Here is an 18924-nt window from a genome sequence, read left to right on the forward strand (position 1 = left end):
GTGCGTATTTGAATGCAGCAAATAAAGGGTGAAGAATTCGGGTGCTCCTCGATCCATTCGAAGGCATGCCGAGTGAATCTATAGATTCTTAACTACATCAAAGGGGGAGTAAACAATGAGATTCAAGAGTAGAACATGGTCACTGCTCATGCTGTTGCTTGCATTTACAATCGTAGCATCAGCTTGCGGCGGAAACGGCGGCGGAGGCAGCGAAGGGGCGACTAATGCCGGCGGGGAAAGCAAACCGGTGACGAAAAACAACAAGGATGTCACCATTGCGATCAACGCGAATTTCCTCACGCTGGATCCGCATAATGCCGGCGATACGCACTCGATCTCCGGTGCGCGCACGATGTACGAAGGCTTGATGGGTTTCAATGAAAAGATGGAACTCGTTCCGGTCTTGGCTGAAGATTATAAAGTCAGCGAAGACGGTCTGACTTATACGTTTAATCTTCGTAAAAACGTGAAATTCCATGACGGCACCGACTTCAATGCCGAAGCTGTAAAAGCTAACCTGGACCGCATCCTGGACGAAAAGAACAATCTTAGAATGCGCCGCAGCTTCTCAACGGTATCCGACGTGCAAACACCGGATGAGAACACGGTTGTCATTACGCTTAGCCAGCCGTACAGCGCATTTTTGAACAAAACCGCCATGGCGCTCATGATCAGCCCTAAAGCGCTTCAAGACGGCGTGGATGTAACGAAGAATGCGGTGGGAACAGGTGCATACAAGTTCAAGGAATGGGTTCAAGGCGACCGTTTGGTTGTCGTGAAGAATGAAGAATACTGGCAGGAAGGGCTTCCGAAGGTGGACAGCATCACGTTCAAGCCTGTACCGGAGAACGGTTCCCGTATTGCCATGCTGAAGACCGGCGAAGCGGACTTCATCTACCCGATGCCGACGGAGCAAGTATCCGAGGTCGAAGGGGATTCCAACATTGTGGTCGATAAGATCGATTCGACGATCGTTCGCTATATTACGCTGAACACGATGAAGAAGCCGTATGACGATCTGAAGGTTCGTCAAGCGATCAACTATGCGATCGATAAGGACGCCTACATCAAGGTTGTTAAATCCGGTCTGGGTTCTAAGCTGAAGTCTTCCATGTCCTCCATGACCCAGTACTATTCGGAGCAATCCGGTTATGACTATGATCCGGAGAAGGCAAAGGCGCTGCTCGCCGAAGCCGGATATCCGGACGGATTCGAAGCCGAGATTTGGGGCGAGAACGATTCCGAGACGATGAAGGGCATGCAGTTTATTCAACAGCAGCTTGCGCTTGTCGGCATTAAGGTTGAGGTGAAATCAATGGAAGGCGCGACCTTGTCCGATCAAATCAACTCGGCTACGCCGGAAAATGCGAAAATCCAAATGTGGTACGTCAGCTGGTCTCCGTCTTCCGGCGATGCGGACGGTGCGACGAAAGGTCTGTTCAGCAGCGAGTTCTTCCCGCCTGCAGGCTCCAACACCGCATATTACAAAAATGATAATGTCGATCAATGGATCAAGGATGCAAACGCATCGGTTAATCCGGACGAAGCTAAAGAAATCTATGCCAAAATCCAGAAGCAAATCTGGGAAGACGCTCCATGGGTGTTCCTGGGCGTCGACCAAGTCATTACGGGTAAACGCGCTTATCTGGACGGCGTGAAAGTATTCCCTGACGGCTCGATCAATGTATTGAATGCCGAAGTGAAGTAATTCTGGCAGCACGGGTTTGCTGAAATGTTGAACTAGGGTGGGCCGCCTCTTTTGATGATAAGGAAGCGGCCCATTTATTTTTAAGGCTGGCATGTTGAAAGGAGGCTTATCCTTTGGGAAGATATGCAATTCAGAGGCTGCTGGGTGTCATCCCTCTGTTATTCATTGTGTCGATACTTGTGTTCATGTTTATTCACCTGATTCCCGGAGACCCGGCACGGCTTGTCGCAGGTAAGGAAGCCACCCTTGAGGAGATCAACGGGATACGGGAGCAGCTGGGACTAAATCTGCCGCTGTGGCAGCAATATGTTAACTATATGGGTGATCTGTTGAAGGGTGACCTGGGTGTTTCCATTACCTCCGGGCTGCCGGTCGTGGATATGCTGGAAAGCCGGTTTTTTCCGACGATCGTGCTAACGTTTACGAGTCTTGGCTGGGCGCTGGTCATCGGACTCTTGATCGGGATCGTGTCCGCCGTCAATCGCGGCAAATGGCCGGATTACCTCGGGATGCTCACTGCCATTTCGGGAATATCCCTGCCGGGCTTCTGGCTGGGTCTCGTTCTGATTCAAATCTTCTCCGTCGAGCTGGGCTGGTTCCCTACCGGCGGCGTTGACAGCTGGCAATCGTATATTCTTCCTTCGTTCACGCTCGGTGCGGGGATTATGTCCATGCTCGCACGATACTCGCGCACATCGATGCTTGAATCGATGCGTGAGGATTATGTCCGGACCGGACGGGCGAAAGGACTGCGGGAATTCGTCGTTGTCGGAAGACACGCGCTGCGCAATTCCTTGATCCAGGTCGTTACGGTAGCCGGGCTTCAATTCGGCTTTTTGCTCGGGGGCTCGGTCATGGTCGAGACCGTATTCAGTATTCCGGGGATGGGCCGGCTGCTGGTCGATTCGATCGCGTTCCGGGATTATACGGTCATTCAGGCGCTGCTCCTGATGTTTGCGACCGAATTTATCCTGATTAACCTGATTGTCGATTTATTATACGGTGTACTGAATCCAAAAATCCGGTATGCATCGAAATAGGAGGGGGAGCTCATGAGCGACAATTCTTCAGTAACGGTCCATTCATCCTCCGTGCCGGGGGAGGCTGTGGTGAACAGCCCGGTTAAAGGGAAGTTCAGCACGTTTATATCCAAGTTTATGAAGCAAAAGCTTGCCGTCGTATCCGGCGTTTTCATCTTGATATTGCTGGTGCTGGCCGTCATCGGCCCGCATATTGTTCCATATCCTCCGAATGAGCCGAACTACGATGCAATGATGCAAGGCCCTTCGGCTGCGCACTGGGCAGGGACCGATGAATACGGACGGGATATTCTCAGCCGTCTGATCGACGGAACCCGGCTGACGATGTCGGTCAGTCTGAGCGCCGTATTTATTTCGGCGATTGCCGGTACGATTCTGGGGCTTATCAGCGGTTATTACGGCGGCTGGATTGACCGCCTGATCATGCGCGGAAGCGACGTCATGTTCTCCTTCCCGGATCTGCTTCTTGCAATCGGCATCGTGGCGATTCTCGGTCCGGGCTTGTCCAATGTCGTCATTGCGGTAGCGGTATTCGGCACGCCTTCCTTCGCCAGAATTATCCGAAGCGTGACGCTGTCTGCGAAAGAATCGCTGTACGTCGAAGCGGCACGATCCATGGGCGCTAAAAACAACCGGATCATCTGGAAGCATATCTTCCCTGAAACGGTTCCGAGCATCATCGTCAACGTATCGATGAAGATCGGCGGAGCCATTCTCGCGGCGTCCTCCCTCAGCTTCCTCGGGCTTGGCGCCAAGCCGACGGAGCCGGACTGGGGCGCGATGCTCAGTATGGGACGCGATTATTTAAGCATCGCACCGCACATCGTATATTTTCCGGGTCTGCTCATCTTCTTGACGGTTCTCGCGTTCAACCTGATCGGCGATGGACTTAACGATGCGCTGGATCCGAAGTCGAAGAACGAATAGGGGGGATTGAACGTGACGCAAACATTGCTAGAAGTCAAAGGACTCAAAACCGAATTCAAGCGGGACGGTTCCTCGGTGCTCGCCGTGGCGGGCGTGGACTTTCATATCAACAAAGGCGAAGTGCTTGGGCTCGTGGGCGAATCCGGCTGTGGAAAAAGCGTGACCTCCCTGTCTATCATGAGACTGCTCAAGGATACGCCCGGCCGAATCGCCGGCGGATCGGTCTTGTTTGAGGGCAAGGACCTCGTGCAGCTGCCGGAAAAAGACATGCGCCGCTACCGCGGCAATGAGCTTGCAATGATCTTCCAGGAGCCGATGACCTCACTCAACCCGGTGCTCCGAATCGGTAAGCAGCTTGAGGAGTCGATCATGCTCCATCTTGGATACGGCCGGAAGAAAGCGCGCGAGCATGCGATCGAATCGCTGAAGCTCGTCGGGATCCCAAGGGCCGATGAAGTGGTCGACGATTATCCGCATCAATTGTCCGGGGGCATGCGGCAGCGGGTCATGATCGCGATGGCGATGGCCTGCAACCCGAAGCTCTTGATCGCGGACGAGCCGACGACGGCGCTTGACGTGACGATCCAGGCGCAAATTCTCGAACTGATGAACCGCCTGAAGAAGGAACAAAACATGGGCATGCTGCTTATTACGCATGACCTCGGCGTTGTGGCGGAGATGTGCGACCGGGTGGTCGTCATGTATGCGGGCCGGGTCGTGGAAGAAGCGAGCGTGACCGAGCTGTTCGAGAATCCGCAGCATCCGTATACCAAGGGACTTATCGCCTCGGTGCCGAAGCTTAGACAGAAGGTCCGTCGGCTGGAATCCATTCCGGGCAACGTTCCCGATCTGCGCAACATGCCTCCGGGCTGCAAATTTGCTCCCCGGTGTCCTTATGTGATGGAGCGCTGTTTGTCGCAGGAGCCGCAGCTGCTCCCGGTCGCGAACGAAGCGGATCGCAAGAGCCGGTGCTGGCTGACGCAGGATGGGCATGCGAAAGGGGGAGAAACCGCATGAAAGATTCGCCGCTATTAGAAGTACGGAATCTGCAGAAATCATTTACGGTCAAAAAAGGCTTCTTCGGCAGCTCCAAGCAGCTTCGCGCCGTGGACGGAATCTCCTTCGCGATTCGGAAGGGCGAAACCTTCAGCCTCGTCGGAGAGAGCGGCTGCGGCAAGTCGACCACCGGCCGGCTTGTTACGCGCCTGTTAACGCCAAACGACGGCGAGGTTATTTTCAATGGAACCGATATCAGCCGTTTCAACGAGAACCAGATGCGTCCGCTGCGAAAAGATATGCAGATGGTGTTTCAGGATCCTTACGCCTCCTTGAATCCGCGAATGAAGGTGAAGGAGCTGGTAGCCGAGCCGCTGCTCATTCATACGAAGCTAAGCGCCAAGGAACGTGACAAGCTGGCCGGAGAGCTGCTTGAAACGGTGGGTCTGAACAGCTTTCATGCCGAGCGCTACGCCCATGAGTTCAGCGGCGGGCAGCGCCAGCGGATCGGCATCGCCCGTGCGCTTTCGGTACGGCCGAGCCTGATCGTGGCGGATGAGCCCGTTTCGGCGCTCGACGTATCGATTCAGTCGCAGGTGCTGAATTTGCTCCAGGATTTGCAGGAAGAATACGGCCTTACGTATCTGTTCATCTCTCACGATCTGAGCGTCGTCGAGCATATCAGCGATCGGATCGGGGTTATGTATTTGGGAACGCTGGTCGAATCAGCCGATAAGGATACGCTCTATGACCGTCCGCTGCATCCTTATACCCAAGCGCTGCTGTCCTCCGTGCCGGTACCGGATCCTAAGCTGAAGAAAGAACGGATTATTCTGAAGGGGGATCTGCCAAGCCCGGTTAATCCGCCGACGGGATGCCGTTTCCATACCCGCTGCCCGGCCTGCATGGAGGTGTGCAAGCAGAAGGCGCCGGTCTTCCGCGAAGTGGAACCGGGCCATCAGGTGGCCTGCCATTTGTATGATGAGGAGATCATGAAGCAAGCCTGACCGGATCAAATCGAATCGCTGGGTTGAAATAGAGCCAGAGGAGGGAAATACGCCGATGAATATCATATTTGACGAATCGCATGCAGCCGAAAGCCGGGTCTATGCGATATATGAGGGAGACGAGCCGCCGTTTCGCCTCCCTGATTCCCGAAAACGAAGCGGAAGCTTAACATGGCTGTATGCGCGTTCCCGGGATGAAGCGGATTACTTAATCGCGGGCATGGGTTCAAGGGAGCAGCTAACCGCAGAGAAGGTGCGTAAAGCAGCGGCCTCAGTTGCCCGGGCGCTGCTGAAGGAACATAAAACAAGCGCTGTTCTCATCCGCAAACCGCTTGATGCGGGTTCGGAGAAAACCAAGCTGACTGAGGCAGAGGAATTCCAGGCCTGGATGGAAGGCTGGTTATACGGATTGTATCAGTTCAACAAGCATCGGGGCGTGACAGCAACGGAAGCCTCGATCAAGCTTCATATCCGGTCGAAGGATTGGGAAGGAATCCCGCGCGAGGAGCTGGATTCCCTGCTGTCCATCGCCGCGGTCCGCGAACGGGGAACAAGGCTTGCCAGAGACTTGGTCAACGAGTCGCCGGAGACTCTGAATCCGGAAGCGTTCGCTGCTGTATTGGAAGCACGCTTCAAGGACACGGAGGCCAAGCTTCATGTTTACCGCGGCCAGGAGCTCCATGAGCGCCAAATGAATGGACTGCTTGCGGTCGGGAAGGGCAGCCGTTTCGGGCCATCCCTGGTTGAAATTACGTATGATGGCGTCCCGGCCGGACAGAAGGGTTCTCATGTCGTGCTAATCGGCAAGGGCATTACCTTTGACATGGGCGGCATGAACGTCAAGACCGGCAGGGATATAAGCGATGCGCGCATGGATATGGGCGGCGCGGCTGCGGTAGCCGGCGCTATGGAGATTCTGATCTCCCGAAAAGCTCCGGTGAAGGTAACAGCTCTTATCGCGGTTGCCGATAATCTCCCGGACCAGCATGCGATGCTGCCGTCCTCCGTCATCCATTATCCGAACGGCATCAGCGTCCAGATCGCGAATACGGACGGCGAAGGCAGACTGATCATCGCGGATGCGCTGCTTCATGCGGCGACCCTTCAGGCGGATCAAGTGATCGACATCGCGACGCTGACAGGCAATGTCGGCGCTGCGCTAGGGCTTGAGCTGGCAGGAATCTGGGGCGATGAAGCGATGACCCGCGAGCTGGTCGAAATCGGTGAACGCAACGGCGAACGGCTGTGGCCGATGCCGCTTGTGGACGAATACGAGTCCGAGCTGCGGAGCGACTACGCGGATTTACGCAATGTCGGCACATCGACCTTGGCCGGTGCAATTACGGCCGCCCTGTTTATCCGGCATTTTGTTCCGGCATCGATGAAGTGGGTTCACATCGACATGGCGGGAACGGTTCAGTACAAGCGGGAGTTTCCGCATGCGGCTGCGGGAGCAACCGGCTACGGCGCCAGACTGCTGGCGGATTATGTAGAGAAGCAGTTTCATAAGAAACCGGCTTCCGGGAAGGAGTGAGCCCGATGCTCCTAGAGGTTATAGCCACGACCGTGGATGACGCCATCACAGCTGAAAATAACGGCGCAGACCGGCTGGAGCTGATCACGGCAATCACGGAAGGCGGACTGACGCCGGGAATAGGACTTGTCCAGCAGGTCATCAAGGCCGTAAACATTCCGGTCCATGTGATGGTCCGGCCTCACAGCCGTTCCTTCGTGTACAGCGAGACCGACGTAGCCACCATGATCGCCGAGATTCAGGCGATTCGCAGCGCCGGAGCTGCCGGGGTCGTCCTTGGCGCGCTGACTCCCGACGGGAAGATTGACGAAGAAACGCTGGGTGCTCTCCTGGCGTGGACCGGGGACATGCAGGTGACGTATCACCGCGCCTTTGACGAGTTGGATGATCAGTTCGAAGGTCTGCGCACGTTAATGAAGTATCCGGCGGTTACCCGTGTGCTGACATCGGGCGGACCCCAGCCGGCACCGCAAGCCATTCCGCAAATTCGCCGGCTGGTCGAAGAGGCGCGCGGAAGTCATCTTAAGATCTTGGCCGGCAATGGATTAACGTGGGAGATCATCCGGGACTTCATCGATCAGACCGGTGTACCGGAAGTGCATTTCGGCTCGGCGGTCCGCTACGGCCGGTCCGGACTGAAGCCGATTGATCCGGTTGAGCTTCGGTCGCTGGCAGACAGCATTCATCAATAGATGTAGCAAACATATCGGAAAACAGGTGAACACAAATTGCAAACCATTCTTAATAAACAACAAGAATTTGTAGTTGGCGTTGATCTTGGGGGTACGAAGATCGCGGCTGCGCTCTTTGATTCCGAAGGTCGGCTGCTGAACCGCGAGCAAGTGGAAACGGCAGGCGCCCGAACGGCTGAGGAGGTCGTCGGGAGAATTACGGCGATGATTCGCAGCGTTTCGGGCGGCCACCCGCTGCGGGGTGTCGGGATGGCTTCGCCGGGAGCGGTGAACAGCAGGGAGGGCATCGTCATTTACGGCACAAACTTGCCGGAATGGACGAATGTCCCCTTGAAAGCATGGATGGAGCGGGAGCTGAATACCGAAGTCCAGGTATTGAACGATGCCAATGCCGCTGCGTGGGGGGAATATGTACGCGGGGCCGGCGCAGGCTCCACGAATATGGTGTACGTCACCTTCAGCACGGGAATCGGCTCGGGCATCGTGCTGGACGGCAAGCTGTTCCTTGGAAGCAACTCCTATGCGGGCGAGCTGGGGCACCACATCATCGACCCGAGTGGACCGCAGTGCAACTGCGGAAGCCGCGGCTGCTGGGAGGTGTTTGCTTCCGGAACGGCGATCGGCCAGGAAGCCGCCCTGAAGATTCAGGAGCGGACGAGTGTGATCGCCGAGCTGGCGGCTGCCGACGGCAGCGTCAATGCACGGCATGTATTTGAGGCGAAGCGGCTGGGCGATTCCGTCGCGATCGAGGTTATCGATCGCGCGGTCTACTATATGGCTCTTGGTCTGGTCAACGTCATTCACAGCTTTAATCCGGACCGGATCGTCATCGGAGGGGGAGTCAGCAGGGCCGGTGAGCTGCTGTTCCCGGCGCTCCGCGAAATGACGGACAAGCTGGTTATGCCGGCTTATCTAGGAACCTATGAGATCGTTCCCGCCGGTCTGCGGGATGATGTCGGTCTCGTCGGAGCGGCCGCCCTGTTTCAATAAAATGGAACCATCACAGGCATGTGATGATTGAAATAAATTTGCCGATGTGGCTCCCGGGCATACAGAAGCCTCCAACCCGTTTCAAGCGGGCCGGAGGCTTTTTGTTCGTTGCAGATTAGATATAGGCTTCATCGGCGGTCATAGGTTGAGGCGATTCCGATGGTTAGAGTGTTAGGTGGCGGCGGGAAACGGGGCGAATCATATTTGCGGTCGAAAGTCCGTCAATCGTAACCGAGTGAAGAGCGTAATCCGTCAACCGTCATCCGTTTTCACAGTTGGAGTCGATTGTAGGTTTACTTATTCATTTGTTTGTATCCGACAAACAACAAGCGGCTGCCCGCACTTTCCCGCCAGCCGGCGGTAACCGCCGGCTCCAAACCTGCACGCGGCATAACGTTGTAGGCTTGAAGCCGGCGGCTTCCGTTATTCCATGTACTTCGCAGCGTCGAAGGGAATCTTCGAATGATGGTTCGCATGCTCGATCAGGGAGGAGAGCTTCGTTACCTCGCGTTCCTTCTTGCGGGCGGCTGCATGGTAGGCTTCCGGATCATATAACGCCACATTGAACAGCGTTACGGCGCCGCCCTCAAGACCCCGGCTGGTCTGGCGCTCCAGCTTCTTGCGGGAGCCGAGATGCGCGAGCTGTCCGATTTCATTGCGCATTTGCTTGGCCAGCTCGATCGCTTCCATGACGGTTATGTTGGTGCCGTTCCACGGGATCGTCTCGGTGGTATTTGAAATCGCCATTAACAGGTCCAGCTTTCTGAAATCGGCGGAGACGGCATCGATTTCTTCCGTGATGACATCGACGCTGCGCGCAGGCACCTCGGCGGTCTCCCCTTTTTCAATAATGGTGCTGCTGTTGTTCAATCGCTCCTGCATCAATTGATTGATCAGTCGATTCATGGCTGCCCGGACAGCCAAAGCTTCCGCCATAGTAATTTGACTCATATGTACTCAATCACCTCTCGATTTAGATACGTTCGTAAAGATTAACATATGGATGTGAGGATGCGTGGAGCAAGCTCCTGCGAACGCAAAGTTCCTATATATAGGAATAGACGCTTCCAAATGGAAAAGGTTGCTTACACGTTCATGATTTTTAGCAATAAAATTTATCATTAGATGGGATTCGCGGAGCCTAAGCATCGGCTCAGTCCCCATGTCGGGAGATCCTATGTCCAAGGCTATCTCCCGATAACCCTAGCTGGTTGACAGCGCCTGCCTCCTGTAAGCACCAGGCGTCATTCCCGTCAAGCTTTTGAATTTTCGGTGAAAATGCGTCAGGGTGTCGTACCCGCAAATTTCCGCGATGCGGCCTATGGGCATCTCGTTCGTGAGCATAAGCTCTTTGGCATGCGCGATCCGTTTCGCATTGATATAATCGGTAACCGTAAGGCCGGTGTACTTCTTGAACATTCTGGAGTAATGGGCCGGATCTACCGACGCATGAGCCGACAGTGCGGCTAGTCCGATGGGTTGATCCAGATGCTCGTGAATCCATTGAATGGATTCGATCAACCAAGTTGGTCCAAGCCCCGCAGGGGCCGGCTTCTCTGCAGATGAGACGCTGATATAACGATTGATATACAGCAGGATAGAGCGCAGCTGAAGCACAAGCGCCTCCCGGGATCCTAACCGGGTCTGCCCAAACTCGTCCGACATTGCTTTCAGTATGTCCTCGATATACGTTCGATCGGTACCTGAAAGTTCATAACGATAAGCTCCCGATTTCCGGGAAACTTCGAAGCAATGAAGGGCAGCGTATTGTAAATCGCTGATAGGATCACCTTGGACGAGCGATGGCGCAAAGAATAACGCGCTTGAAATAATCGGATCGTCCGGGTCAGGGAAAGAGCTGTGGATCGTGTTCCCGGGAATGATAAACAGGTCGCCTTCTTTTTTCTCCACTAATTTGTTTTCAATAAAAAAAGTGCCTTTCCCCTGATGTATGTATACCAATTCGTAAAGATCGTGCAGATGGTGGGGCAGCTCCATGCGGGGGCTTTTCTGCGTCCGATAAACCAGCTCCATAGGAAACAAGGGGTCTCCGTTAAAGGCTTTGCGCATGGGAGTCATGATGATCCTCCTCCTTCACTCTGATACGTTCACAATATCAAAATACGTTATGAATCTGCAAGAATACGCTATTTTTATACACGGATTTTGAACATACAATGGGGATAAGAAAAGCGATACAGAAAGGCGGGGGAAGTACATGAAAGTGGATGCCCACCAGCATTATTGGCGGATCGAACGGGGGGATTACGGATGGATCACACCTGAGCTTCCCGTGCTTTATCGGGACTTCCTGCCATCCGATTTAAAACCGTATCTGGATGCACATCAGCTTGACGGCACGATTGCGGTTCAGGCGGCCCCGACCCTAGAAGAAACGGATTATCTTTTATCCCTGGCCGATCGTGATCCTTCCATTCTCGGCGTGGTAGGGTGGATTGATCTCTTTGATCCGGAGCATCGCCGCCATTATGAACGATTCTCAAAGCATCCAAAGTTTATCGGCTTTCGGATTATGATTCAGGATATGCCTGATTCCAGTGCCATTCTGGAGCCGGCGTTTATCGAAGCCTTGAATATGTATATCCAGGAAGAGGTTCCGATCGATCTTCTTGTTCGAAGCCATCAGTTGGAGCACTTACTGAAGCTCATTCAGCAAGTCCCGAACATGCGAGGCGTGGTGGACCATCTGGGCAAACCACCGATAAGAAGCGGGGAGATGGAACCCTGGGAGAGCTTCATGAAGGAAATCGCACGTTTTCCGGGAATATACTGCAAGCTGTCCGGCATGGTCACCGAGGCCGAGCATCGGCGGTGGAACCAGGAGGACTTCACAGATTATGTACATAAAGCCATTGCCCTGTTCGGTTCCGAGCGGGTCATGTTCGGAAGCGACTGGCCGGTATGTCTGCTGTCCGCTGAATATAGCCAAGTCGTGCACGTGTTAGAAGGGGCGCTGCCCAACACATGGGGAGAGCAGGAGCGGGCACGATTGTTCGGGCTGAATGCCGTAGAGTTCTACAAGCTCTGAATATCCGAACAACGACGGGGTGAGGAAATTCCTTTACTCCTTTTCGCTAGGATGCTAGTAATCCTCATTGCTATAAAGCGTAATCTCAATAAAAAGGTGGGTTAATACTATGAAGTACCGCAAGCTGGGTCGTACCGGACTGGAGGTTTCCGTATTAAGCTTCGGCGCATCCTCGCTGGGCTCCGTCTTTCGGGAAACGGACGACAGCGAAGGAATCCGTACCGTTCATGCAGCCATTGATGCAGGGATTAATTTGATTGATGTTTCCCCTTATTATGGACTGACGAAGGCTGAAGCGGTACTTGGCCAAGCCATCGGGCAGATCCCCCGGGACAAATTTTATCTCTCCACCAAAGCCGGCCGTTACGGCGAGCAGGATTTTGATTTTACATTCAAGCGGATCATTGCCAGTGCAGATGAGAGCTTGAAACGGTTGAATACCGACTATGTGGATTTTCTCTTCCTGCATGATATTGAGTTCGTGCCCGCACGGATCATTTTGGAGGAAGGTATCCCTGCACTCCAGCATTTAAAAGAGCAAGGAAAAATCCGCTTTAGCGGAATATGCGGCCTGCCGTTACAGCTGTTTGAAAAGCTGCTGCCTCAGACGAAAGTGGATGCAATCATCTCGTATTGCCACTATTCTTTAAATGATCAGACGCTGACACGTTTGCTGCCATTGCTTTATCAAGAAGGAATCGGTCTCATGAACGCGTCTCCATTGTCGATGGGGCTGCTTAGCCATCGAGGAGCGCCGTCATGGCATCCGGCTTCGGCGGAAATCAAGGAAGCGTGCAGACAAGCGGCTGAATATTGCGCGAAAGAAGGAATCGATATTGCCAAGCTAGCCGTGCAGTTCTCGACCTCGCATGAGCAGATTCCCACGACACTGGTCAGTACGGCCAACCCGGATAACATCGTGCGCAATGCCGAATGGACCGAAGAACCTCTGGATCAAAGGTTGGCGGCCGAGGTTTTAAGGATCCTGGAGCCGATTCAAGGTCGGACTTGGATAAGCGGACGCCCGGAATACAATGAAGGGATCAGACCATAAAGGGGGCGGGCATAATGAAGGGAATTGTGTGCAGTCGGATTGGAGAGTTTCAATTCCGCGAGGATTTGCCGGAGCCGCAATTGCTTGATGGCGAGGCTATCATCAGCATTAAACGAATCGGGATTTGCGGTACGGATCTTCATGCCTTTAACGGCAATCAGCCGTTCTTTACCTACCCGCGAATTCTCGGTCATGAGCTATCCGGGATGATTGAACAGATCGGGGACAATGAAGTGGGGTTGAAGGCAGGCGACATCGTCTGTGTCATTCCTTACATGCACTGTGGACAATGCATGGCTTGTCTCAGAGGCAAAACCAATTGCTGCAGATCGATGAATGTCATCGGCGTGCATACAGACGGAGGCATGCGGGAGCGCATTTCGGTTCCGATCACCCATTTGGTTCGAGCAGACGGATTATCAATGGATCAGGCGGCCCTGGTAGAACCGTTAGCGATAGGGGCCCATAGTGTTCAAAGGGCGAATATCACCCGCGGGGATACGGTTTTGGTGATCGGTGCCGGTCCTATCGGACTTGGCGTCATGGTGTTTGCTAAGGAGAAGGGAGCAACCGTTATCGCAATGGACATGAACGCTGAGCGATTAGCCTTCAGCAAGTCGTGGGCCAAGGCTGACCATATAATCCGGGCCGGGCAAGAATCGTCAAATGAACTTGCGGCGTTAACGGGTGGAGAGCTTCCCGCCATTGTTTTTGATGCAACTGGAAATCAGCGATCCATGACCCATGCCTTCAAGTTGGTTGGGCACGGTGGAACCCTGGTGTACGTCGGGTTAATCAACGGAGACATTTCCTTCGAGGATTCCGATTTCCATAAACGGGAATTGACCTTGATGGGCAGCCGTAATGCGACCAAAGCCGACTTCAATCATGTTATAAATACGATAACGGAAAGTGGTCTTGAATTGGAGCGGTATGTCACGCATCGATGCGGATTTGATGAAATGATCGGCGAATTTAAACATTGGCTGGACCCGTCCTCCAAGGTAATCAAAGCGGTCGTGGAGCTCTGAACGATCGAGTGCACGGACAAAAAATATTAAAAATATTGGCAAATGAGCATCGATCATGATAGAAATCATGTGCTTCTATGTTATGATCTTAGGATACTGGTTGTAAGCGTTATCATAACAAAGGAGCAAATGATATTGGGAACATTTAAATCCAAAATACTCATATATAGTTTGCTATTGGGATCCTTTCCGACGATTCTTATCGGATTCTTCTCTTATTTCATTGCCGCCAAAGACGTGGAGGAGAAGGTGAACGAGGGGAATATGCATCTGTTGAACCAGACCCGGATGAGGGTGGAGCAGGTGCTCGATTCCATGCAACGAACCGCCCTGCAGTTTGAGAACTCCGCGCTGCTCAAGTCTGTGATGGACAGCAAGTTAAGCGGACAGGACTTTATTAAGGTCCGGGAACTGATGAAGGAAATGTTTAATCTGCAGACGCAGACCATATTAAACCAGGTGTACGTCGTTAATCTGAAGCATGAATGGGTCGTGGATTTAAATTCCCTCAAGCCGCTGGAGGGCTTGAACAAGGCCGAGTTCGAGCGGTATCTGGATACCAATGAAAGCATATTCTGGGCAGCGGGATCGGGGGAAATCTCGCAAACCGCGAATCCGGTGGAGACGGATCATTGGAACAGCGCGGAACAAACGGCAACAACTCTTCGGCTGGTGCATAAAATACCGCTGCTGTCGAAGAACGCGTCCCCGTCAGGTATTCTGATCCTGCAAATCACTGCCAAAGATATCCGGAGCATGCTGGAGCCGGACAATTTGCGGGCAGCCCAGTATATCCTGAACGAGCAGGGAGAGGCATTCCTGTCGCCGGTTCAGGATCGGGTGGCTTACCGCTCGATCAACGGAGAGGTCTCGACAAGGATTGCACAGTCCGGCCAGCTCCAAGGCGCATTCCACGCAGAGAGCGAAGGCAAAAAGGTGAGCGTGCTGTATGCCAAGTCGGAATATAACGGATGGACCTATGTGTCCGTGGTATCCCTGGATAAAGTAACGGACCAGACGGGGAACATTGCGCTGATTACAGCCGCCGCCTGTTTCGGGATCATTGTGACCGTGCTGATCGCTTCCTTGTTTGGCAGCCGGAGAATGTATTCACCAATCCGCAGACTCCATGAGTTTGCGACGAACGTTCAGCCGCAGCAGGCCGATGGCAACCGCAAGGACGAGTTTGAGTTCATCCGGGATAGTCTGACCTCCCTTGCCGTATCCAGAAACGAACTGGACAAACAGATGAAATCCCAAACGGTCCATCTGCGGGAGTTCTATGTCCTCAAGCTGTTCACTGAGCAAATGTCCGGAGCCGATGACAAGTATGCTTCCGAACGCTACGGGTTTCCCACGGGCTGGGGGAGCCTCGGGGTGCTGCAGCTTGAGCTGGATAACCTGCAGCAGTCGCGGTTTCAGGAACAGGACCGGGAGCTTCTTCTGTTTGCGGTAAACAATATCGTCTCGGAAACCTTGCCCGAAGAGGCCCGCTTCAGTCCGATCGTGCTGAATCATTCCCAGGTGACGCTGCTGACCTGTAAAGAAAAGGATGCCGAAGCCGGGCAGGCTTTGTTCTATGAGACCGCTCAGCACATCAAAGCCAAGGTTCAAGAATATCTCGGGCTCGAATGCAGCATCGGCATCAGCCACCCGTTTCAGCGGTTGTCCGATGTGAAGCGTGCCTATAAAGAAAGCAGCGCGGCACTTAAATTGCGATTTGTGCTCGGGTCGAATATCATCGTGCGCTATGCCGATATTGAGGATCAGGGCAGCGCAGAGAAGACGGTATACAATAAATTAAGGCAGATTGAGGATCAGATGATGCTTGCCCTGGAAGAGCGCCAGCTCGGGAAGGTCGAGCAGCTGTTTCAGCGTTACTTGGATGAGCTGCTGTGCAATGGCGGGCTCTATCAAGAGCATCAATTATTGCTGCTGCAGCTTGCCTCCAGGACCGTCAGCATAGCCCAGGAGCAGGGACTGTCGATGCAGCAATTATGGAATGGCGAAGAGGAGCTGAAGCGTCTGTTCAGGCTGCAGACCCGAACCGAAATTGCAAGCTGGTTCGACGCCAGATTGTTTAAGCCTGTTATCGAAATTTTGGGGGATATGGCGGATAAGCAATTCGTGAACATCACCCGCCGAATCATTGAGATTGTGCAGGAGCAGTATGACAGAGACATTTCACTTGAGTACTGCGCAGCGATCATGAATTTTAATCCGGCTTATATCAGTCGTGTATTTAAGAAAGAGATGGGTGTCTCCTTCAGTGAATACTTAAGCGAGTATCGAATGAATATAGCCAAAAATCTGCTGGCTACGACCGAGCTGAAGGTTTCGGAAATCGGTCAGAAAGTGAGCTATACCAATATCAGCGCCTTCATTCGTACGTTCCGCCGGACGTTCGGGGTAACTCCCGGCCAGTACCGGGAGCAGCTTCACCGTGAAGAAGGTTAGCTTGAGAATGAGCAGACCTACTCGAAGATGAAGGCACACCTTGTATGTGGTTCATTTTATGAAAAAACAGCTACAAAAAAGAAATCAATAAAGCTGTTCCATCCGCAGAAAATTCTGTGTTGAGATGGAGCAGCTTTTTTGTACCATAAAGAGCCTTCCCGTAAGTGACCGCGGCAAATGAATCCCGGATATATTCACGGCACGGCCAATTCATACCGTCCATAGCGCTATACCGCGAAGCTCCGGCTCCGCACAGGATGTCATATGCAGCATACAGAAGGTGAAATCCGGCATATGCCGGAGAAATCATGGAACCCTTAAAGCCCTTGCCGGAAAGGCAATTGCAGAAGGCTTGCGCGTAAAGTCATGAACGGAGTATAGCCGGACATAAAGCCGGTGGCGGATAATAATTCCATGAAAACGCATACAGTCCAGGCAACAAGAATGATGTTCAAACAGGCAGGGGGAGAGATGCAATGAATTCAAATCAAGCTCCGGCAACAACAAGACCGCAAGTAAAGAGGGAACGGCGTCTGGAGAAACGAAAGCTCTTACTGAGGGATCTGGTCAGAGACAGATGGATGTATCTGATGCTGCTGCCAGGCGTGCTGTATTTTATCGTATTTAAATACGTGCCGATGTACGGGGTGACGATGGCTTTTCAGGATTACAAGCCGCATACCGGATTCTTCGGCAGCCCGTGGGTCGGTTTTAAGCATTTTGAGCGCTTCTTCAGCGAACCGCAGTTTTGGATGCTTTTTCGCAACACCATCATTTTAGCGTTATATAATCTGATCTTTTTCTTTCCGCTGCCGATTATACTGGCACTCATGCTGAATGAGCTGAGGCGGGAACGCTTTAAAAGATTTGTGCAAACCTTGATTTACATCCCGCATTTTGTATCCTGGGTTGTCGTCGTAGGTATTTTCTATATCTTGTTTACGACCGAGAACGGCATTCTGAATGAAATCATTTATCAGATAACGGGTGAGAAAATCGCTTTCCTGCTGGAGAAGGACTGGTTCCGGACGATGATTGTGTCCCAGTCGATCTGGAAGGAAGTCGGATGGGGTACCGTGATCTTTCTTGCCGCCCTTGCAGGCGTAGACCTGCAGCAATATGAAGCCGCACGGATCGATGGAGCAGGACGCTGGCGCCAGCTGTGGCATATCACGCTGCCGGCCATCCGCAGCACGATCATCATTTTGCTTATTCTACGTTTAGGCAACTTTCTGGACTCCGGGTTCGAGCAAATCTTCCTGATGATCACGCCGACGAACCGGGAAGTGAGCGAAGTGTTCGATACGTATGTGTACACCAAAGGGATGACGCAGGCGCAGTACAGCTACAGCGCAGCCGTCGGATTGTTCAAATCCTTCGTCGGATTGGTTTTGGTTCTCGGTTCCAACTGGATGGCCAAGCGATTTGGGGAAGAAGGGGTGTACTAGGGGATGCCGTGGATGCATTTTTCGGAAGATCAACATGCTTTCGATGTGAGTTTTGTACGGAGTCCATTCAGGAGCCACGCTGACAAAACTTGAGGAGGGAATAGACATGCGTCAAGATCAAACCTGGGGCAATCGCCTGTTTGATATCATTAACCATTCCATATTATTCATCGTTGCGATCGTATGTGTGCTTCCATTCGTGTATGTGCTGGCGGTTTCGTTTGCCAGCCCGGCTGAAGTCGCAAAGGGCGGATTGATTTTATGGCCCAAGGAATGGTCGCTCGTATCGTACCAATATATTTTCTCGTCGGACACACTGCCGCGAAGCTTGCTCGTTTCGATCTATATTACGGTAGTAGGAACACTGATCAACCTGGCGTTTACATCGCTGATGGCTTATCCGTTGTCCAAGCCTCATCTCCGGGGCCGAAATCCCATCCTGCTGGGCGTTTTGATTACGATGCTCTTTAGCGGGGGGATGATTCCGACGTACTTCGTCGTGAACGGGTTGAATCTGACCAATACGCTGTGGTCCCTGATGATCCCGAATGCCATCAGTGCGTTTAACCTGATCGTGCTGAAGAACTTTTTTCAGCAAATTCCCGACGGGCTGGAGGATTCGGCCAAAATCGACGGCTGCAACGACTTGGGGGTACTGATTCGAATCGTGCTTCCCTTATCCCTCCCGGCCATGGCGACGTTTGGTTTGTTCTATGCTGTGGCTCACTGGAACACGTTTTTCAATGCGATTCTATACATCAATGACAACGAGAAATGGCCGATTCAGGTCCTGCTTAGGGAAATCGTGATTTTGGCGCAGAGCCGGGTGGGGGATTCCAGCTTCGACGAAATGGACGTGCAGCCGTTAACGATTCGGATGGCGGTCATCGTTTTTGCCACCGTGCCTATTCTGCTCGTGTATCCTTTTCTGCAGAAGCATTTTGCGAAAGGGGTCATGCTGGGCTCTGTGAAAGGATAAAGCGATTGGATG

At 53.0% G+C, this 18924-nt stretch carries 16 protein-coding genes; 14 read left to right on the plus strand and 2 right to left on the minus strand.

Features of this window, described 5'->3' with window-relative positions:
• Positions 1 to 115: 115 nt before the first annotated feature.
• The 8 genes from BBD41_RS26150 (at position 116) to BBD41_RS26185 (ending at position 8894) form a co-directional block, all read left to right on the plus strand.
• Positions 116 to 1708, plus strand: a complete 1593-nt coding sequence (locus tag BBD41_RS26150; RefSeq protein ID WP_099479501.1) for a glutathione ABC transporter substrate-binding protein — start codon at positions 116 to 118, stop codon at positions 1706 to 1708.
• Between the two features lie 113 nt (positions 1709 to 1821).
• Entirely contained in the window at positions 1822 to 2748 is a 927-nt protein-coding gene (locus tag BBD41_RS26155; RefSeq protein ID WP_007128494.1) for an ABC transporter permease subunit, read from the plus strand.
• Positions 2749 to 2760: 12 nt separating this feature from the next.
• Positions 2761 to 3675: an ABC transporter permease gene (locus BBD41_RS26160; protein ID WP_077566901.1), complete on the plus strand. Its 915-nt coding sequence runs from the start codon at positions 2761 to 2763 to the stop codon at positions 3673 to 3675.
• Positions 3676 to 3687: 12 nt separating this feature from the next.
• A complete protein-coding gene (locus tag BBD41_RS26165) occupies positions 3688 to 4692 on the plus strand; it encodes an ABC transporter ATP-binding protein (RefSeq protein ID WP_028407239.1) in 1005 nt (334 codons plus the stop codon).
• Positions 4689 to 5678: an ABC transporter ATP-binding protein gene (locus BBD41_RS26170; protein WP_077566900.1), complete on the plus strand. Its 990-nt coding sequence runs from the start codon at positions 4689 to 4691 to the stop codon at positions 5676 to 5678. The genes BBD41_RS26165 and BBD41_RS26170 overlap by 4 nt, the downstream gene beginning before the upstream one ends.
• A 55-nt stretch (positions 5679 to 5733) precedes the next feature.
• A complete protein-coding gene (locus tag BBD41_RS26175) occupies positions 5734 to 7212 on the plus strand; it encodes a M17 family metallopeptidase (protein ID WP_077566899.1) in 1479 nt (492 codons plus the stop codon).
• Between the two features lie 5 nt (positions 7213 to 7217).
• Positions 7218 to 7904, plus strand: a complete 687-nt coding sequence (locus BBD41_RS26180; protein ID WP_077566898.1) for a copper homeostasis protein CutC — start codon at positions 7218 to 7220, stop codon at positions 7902 to 7904.
• A 36-nt stretch (positions 7905 to 7940) separates the two neighbouring features.
• On the plus strand, positions 7941 to 8894 hold the full coding sequence (locus tag BBD41_RS26185) for an ROK family protein (RefSeq protein ID WP_077566897.1): 954 nt from the start codon (positions 7941 to 7943) through the stop codon (positions 8892 to 8894).
• A 423-nt stretch (positions 8895 to 9317) separates the two neighbouring features.
• Here the strand turns inward: BBD41_RS26185 and BBD41_RS26190 are convergent, their stop codons facing one another.
• Both BBD41_RS26190 and BBD41_RS26195 read right to left on the minus strand, forming a co-directional pair.
• Positions 9318 to 9845 carry a hypothetical protein gene (locus BBD41_RS26190; protein WP_077566896.1) on the minus strand — a complete coding sequence of 176 codons (528 nt, stop codon included), beginning with the start codon at positions 9843 to 9845 and terminating at the stop codon, positions 9318 to 9320.
• A 252-nt stretch (positions 9846 to 10097) separates the two neighbouring features.
• A complete protein-coding gene (locus BBD41_RS26195) occupies positions 10098 to 10973 on the minus strand; it encodes an AraC family transcriptional regulator (RefSeq protein WP_077566895.1) in 876 nt (291 codons plus the stop codon).
• Positions 10974 to 11112: 139 nt separating this feature from the next.
• Here BBD41_RS26195 and BBD41_RS26200 point away from each other — a divergent pair, with 139 nt between their 5' ends.
• The 6 genes from BBD41_RS26200 (at position 11113) to BBD41_RS26230 (ending at position 18912) form a co-directional block, all read left to right on the plus strand.
• The gene (locus tag BBD41_RS26200; RefSeq protein WP_099479503.1) at positions 11113 to 11943 is read left to right on the plus strand and encodes an amidohydrolase family protein; all 831 of its coding nucleotides are present in this window, start codon (positions 11113 to 11115) and stop codon (positions 11941 to 11943) included.
• A 109-nt stretch (positions 11944 to 12052) separates the two neighbouring features.
• Entirely contained in the window at positions 12053 to 12997 is a 945-nt protein-coding gene (locus tag BBD41_RS26205; RefSeq protein ID WP_099479505.1) for an aldo/keto reductase, read from the plus strand.
• A gap of 14 nt (positions 12998 to 13011) precedes the next feature.
• Positions 13012 to 14028 (plus strand): zinc-binding alcohol dehydrogenase family protein, encoded by a 1017-nt coding sequence (locus BBD41_RS26210; RefSeq protein ID WP_099479507.1) that lies wholly within the window; start codon positions 13012 to 13014, stop codon positions 14026 to 14028.
• 129 nt (positions 14029 to 14157) lie between these two features.
• Positions 14158 to 16485 carry a helix-turn-helix domain-containing protein gene (locus BBD41_RS26215; protein ID WP_237086926.1) on the plus strand — a complete coding sequence of 776 codons (2328 nt, stop codon included), beginning with the start codon at positions 14158 to 14160 and terminating at the stop codon, positions 16483 to 16485.
• Positions 16486 to 16961: 476 nt separating this feature from the next.
• Positions 16962 to 17933: an ABC transporter permease gene (locus BBD41_RS26225; protein WP_099479513.1), complete on the plus strand. Its 972-nt coding sequence runs from the start codon at positions 16962 to 16964 to the stop codon at positions 17931 to 17933.
• Positions 17934 to 18039: 106 nt separating this feature from the next.
• Entirely contained in the window at positions 18040 to 18912 is an 873-nt protein-coding gene (locus BBD41_RS26230) for a carbohydrate ABC transporter permease (RefSeq protein ID WP_077566889.1), read from the plus strand.
• Positions 18913 to 18924: the final 12 nt, after the last annotated feature.

This window comes from Paenibacillus ihbetae (genome assembly GCF_002741055.1).
GTDB classification, from domain to species: domain Bacteria; phylum Bacillota; class Bacilli; order Paenibacillales; family Paenibacillaceae; genus Paenibacillus_AQ; species Paenibacillus_AQ ihbetae.

Bases quoted from the DNA above. Each gene is read 5' to 3' on its own strand.
- BBD41_RS26150 (WP_099479501.1), top strand. From the start codon at position 116: ATGAGATTCAAGAGTAGAACATGGTCACTGCTCATGCTGTTGCTTGCA.
- BBD41_RS26160 (WP_077566901.1), top strand. From the start codon at position 2,761: ATGAGCGACAATTCTTCAGTAACGGTCCATTCATCCTCCGTGCCGGGG.
- BBD41_RS26170 (WP_077566900.1), top strand. From the start codon at position 4,689: ATGAAAGATTCGCCGCTATTAGAAGTACGGAATCTGCAGAAATCATTT.
- BBD41_RS26175 (WP_077566899.1), top strand. From the start codon at position 5,734: ATGAATATCATATTTGACGAATCGCATGCAGCCGAAAGCCGGGTCTAT.
- BBD41_RS26180 (WP_077566898.1), top strand. From the start codon at position 7,218: ATGCTCCTAGAGGTTATAGCCACGACCGTGGATGACGCCATCACAGCT.
- BBD41_RS26190 (WP_077566896.1), bottom strand. From the start codon at position 9,845: ATGAGTCAAATTACTATGGCGGAAGCTTTGGCTGTCCGGGCAGCCATG.
- BBD41_RS26195 (WP_077566895.1), bottom strand. From the start codon at position 10,973: ATGACTCCCATGCGCAAAGCCTTTAACGGAGACCCCTTGTTTCCTATG.
- BBD41_RS26200 (WP_099479503.1), top strand. From the start codon at position 11,113: ATGAAAGTGGATGCCCACCAGCATTATTGGCGGATCGAACGGGGGGAT.
- BBD41_RS26205 (WP_099479505.1), top strand. From the start codon at position 12,053: ATGAAGTACCGCAAGCTGGGTCGTACCGGACTGGAGGTTTCCGTATTA.
- BBD41_RS26210 (WP_099479507.1), top strand. From the start codon at position 13,012: ATGAAGGGAATTGTGTGCAGTCGGATTGGAGAGTTTCAATTCCGCGAG.
- BBD41_RS26215 (WP_237086926.1), top strand. From the start codon at position 14,158: ATGATATTGGGAACATTTAAATCCAAAATACTCATATATAGTTTGCTA.
- BBD41_RS26225 (WP_099479513.1), top strand. From the start codon at position 16,962: ATGAATTCAAATCAAGCTCCGGCAACAACAAGACCGCAAGTAAAGAGG.
- BBD41_RS26230 (WP_077566889.1), top strand. From the start codon at position 18,040: ATGCGTCAAGATCAAACCTGGGGCAATCGCCTGTTTGATATCATTAAC.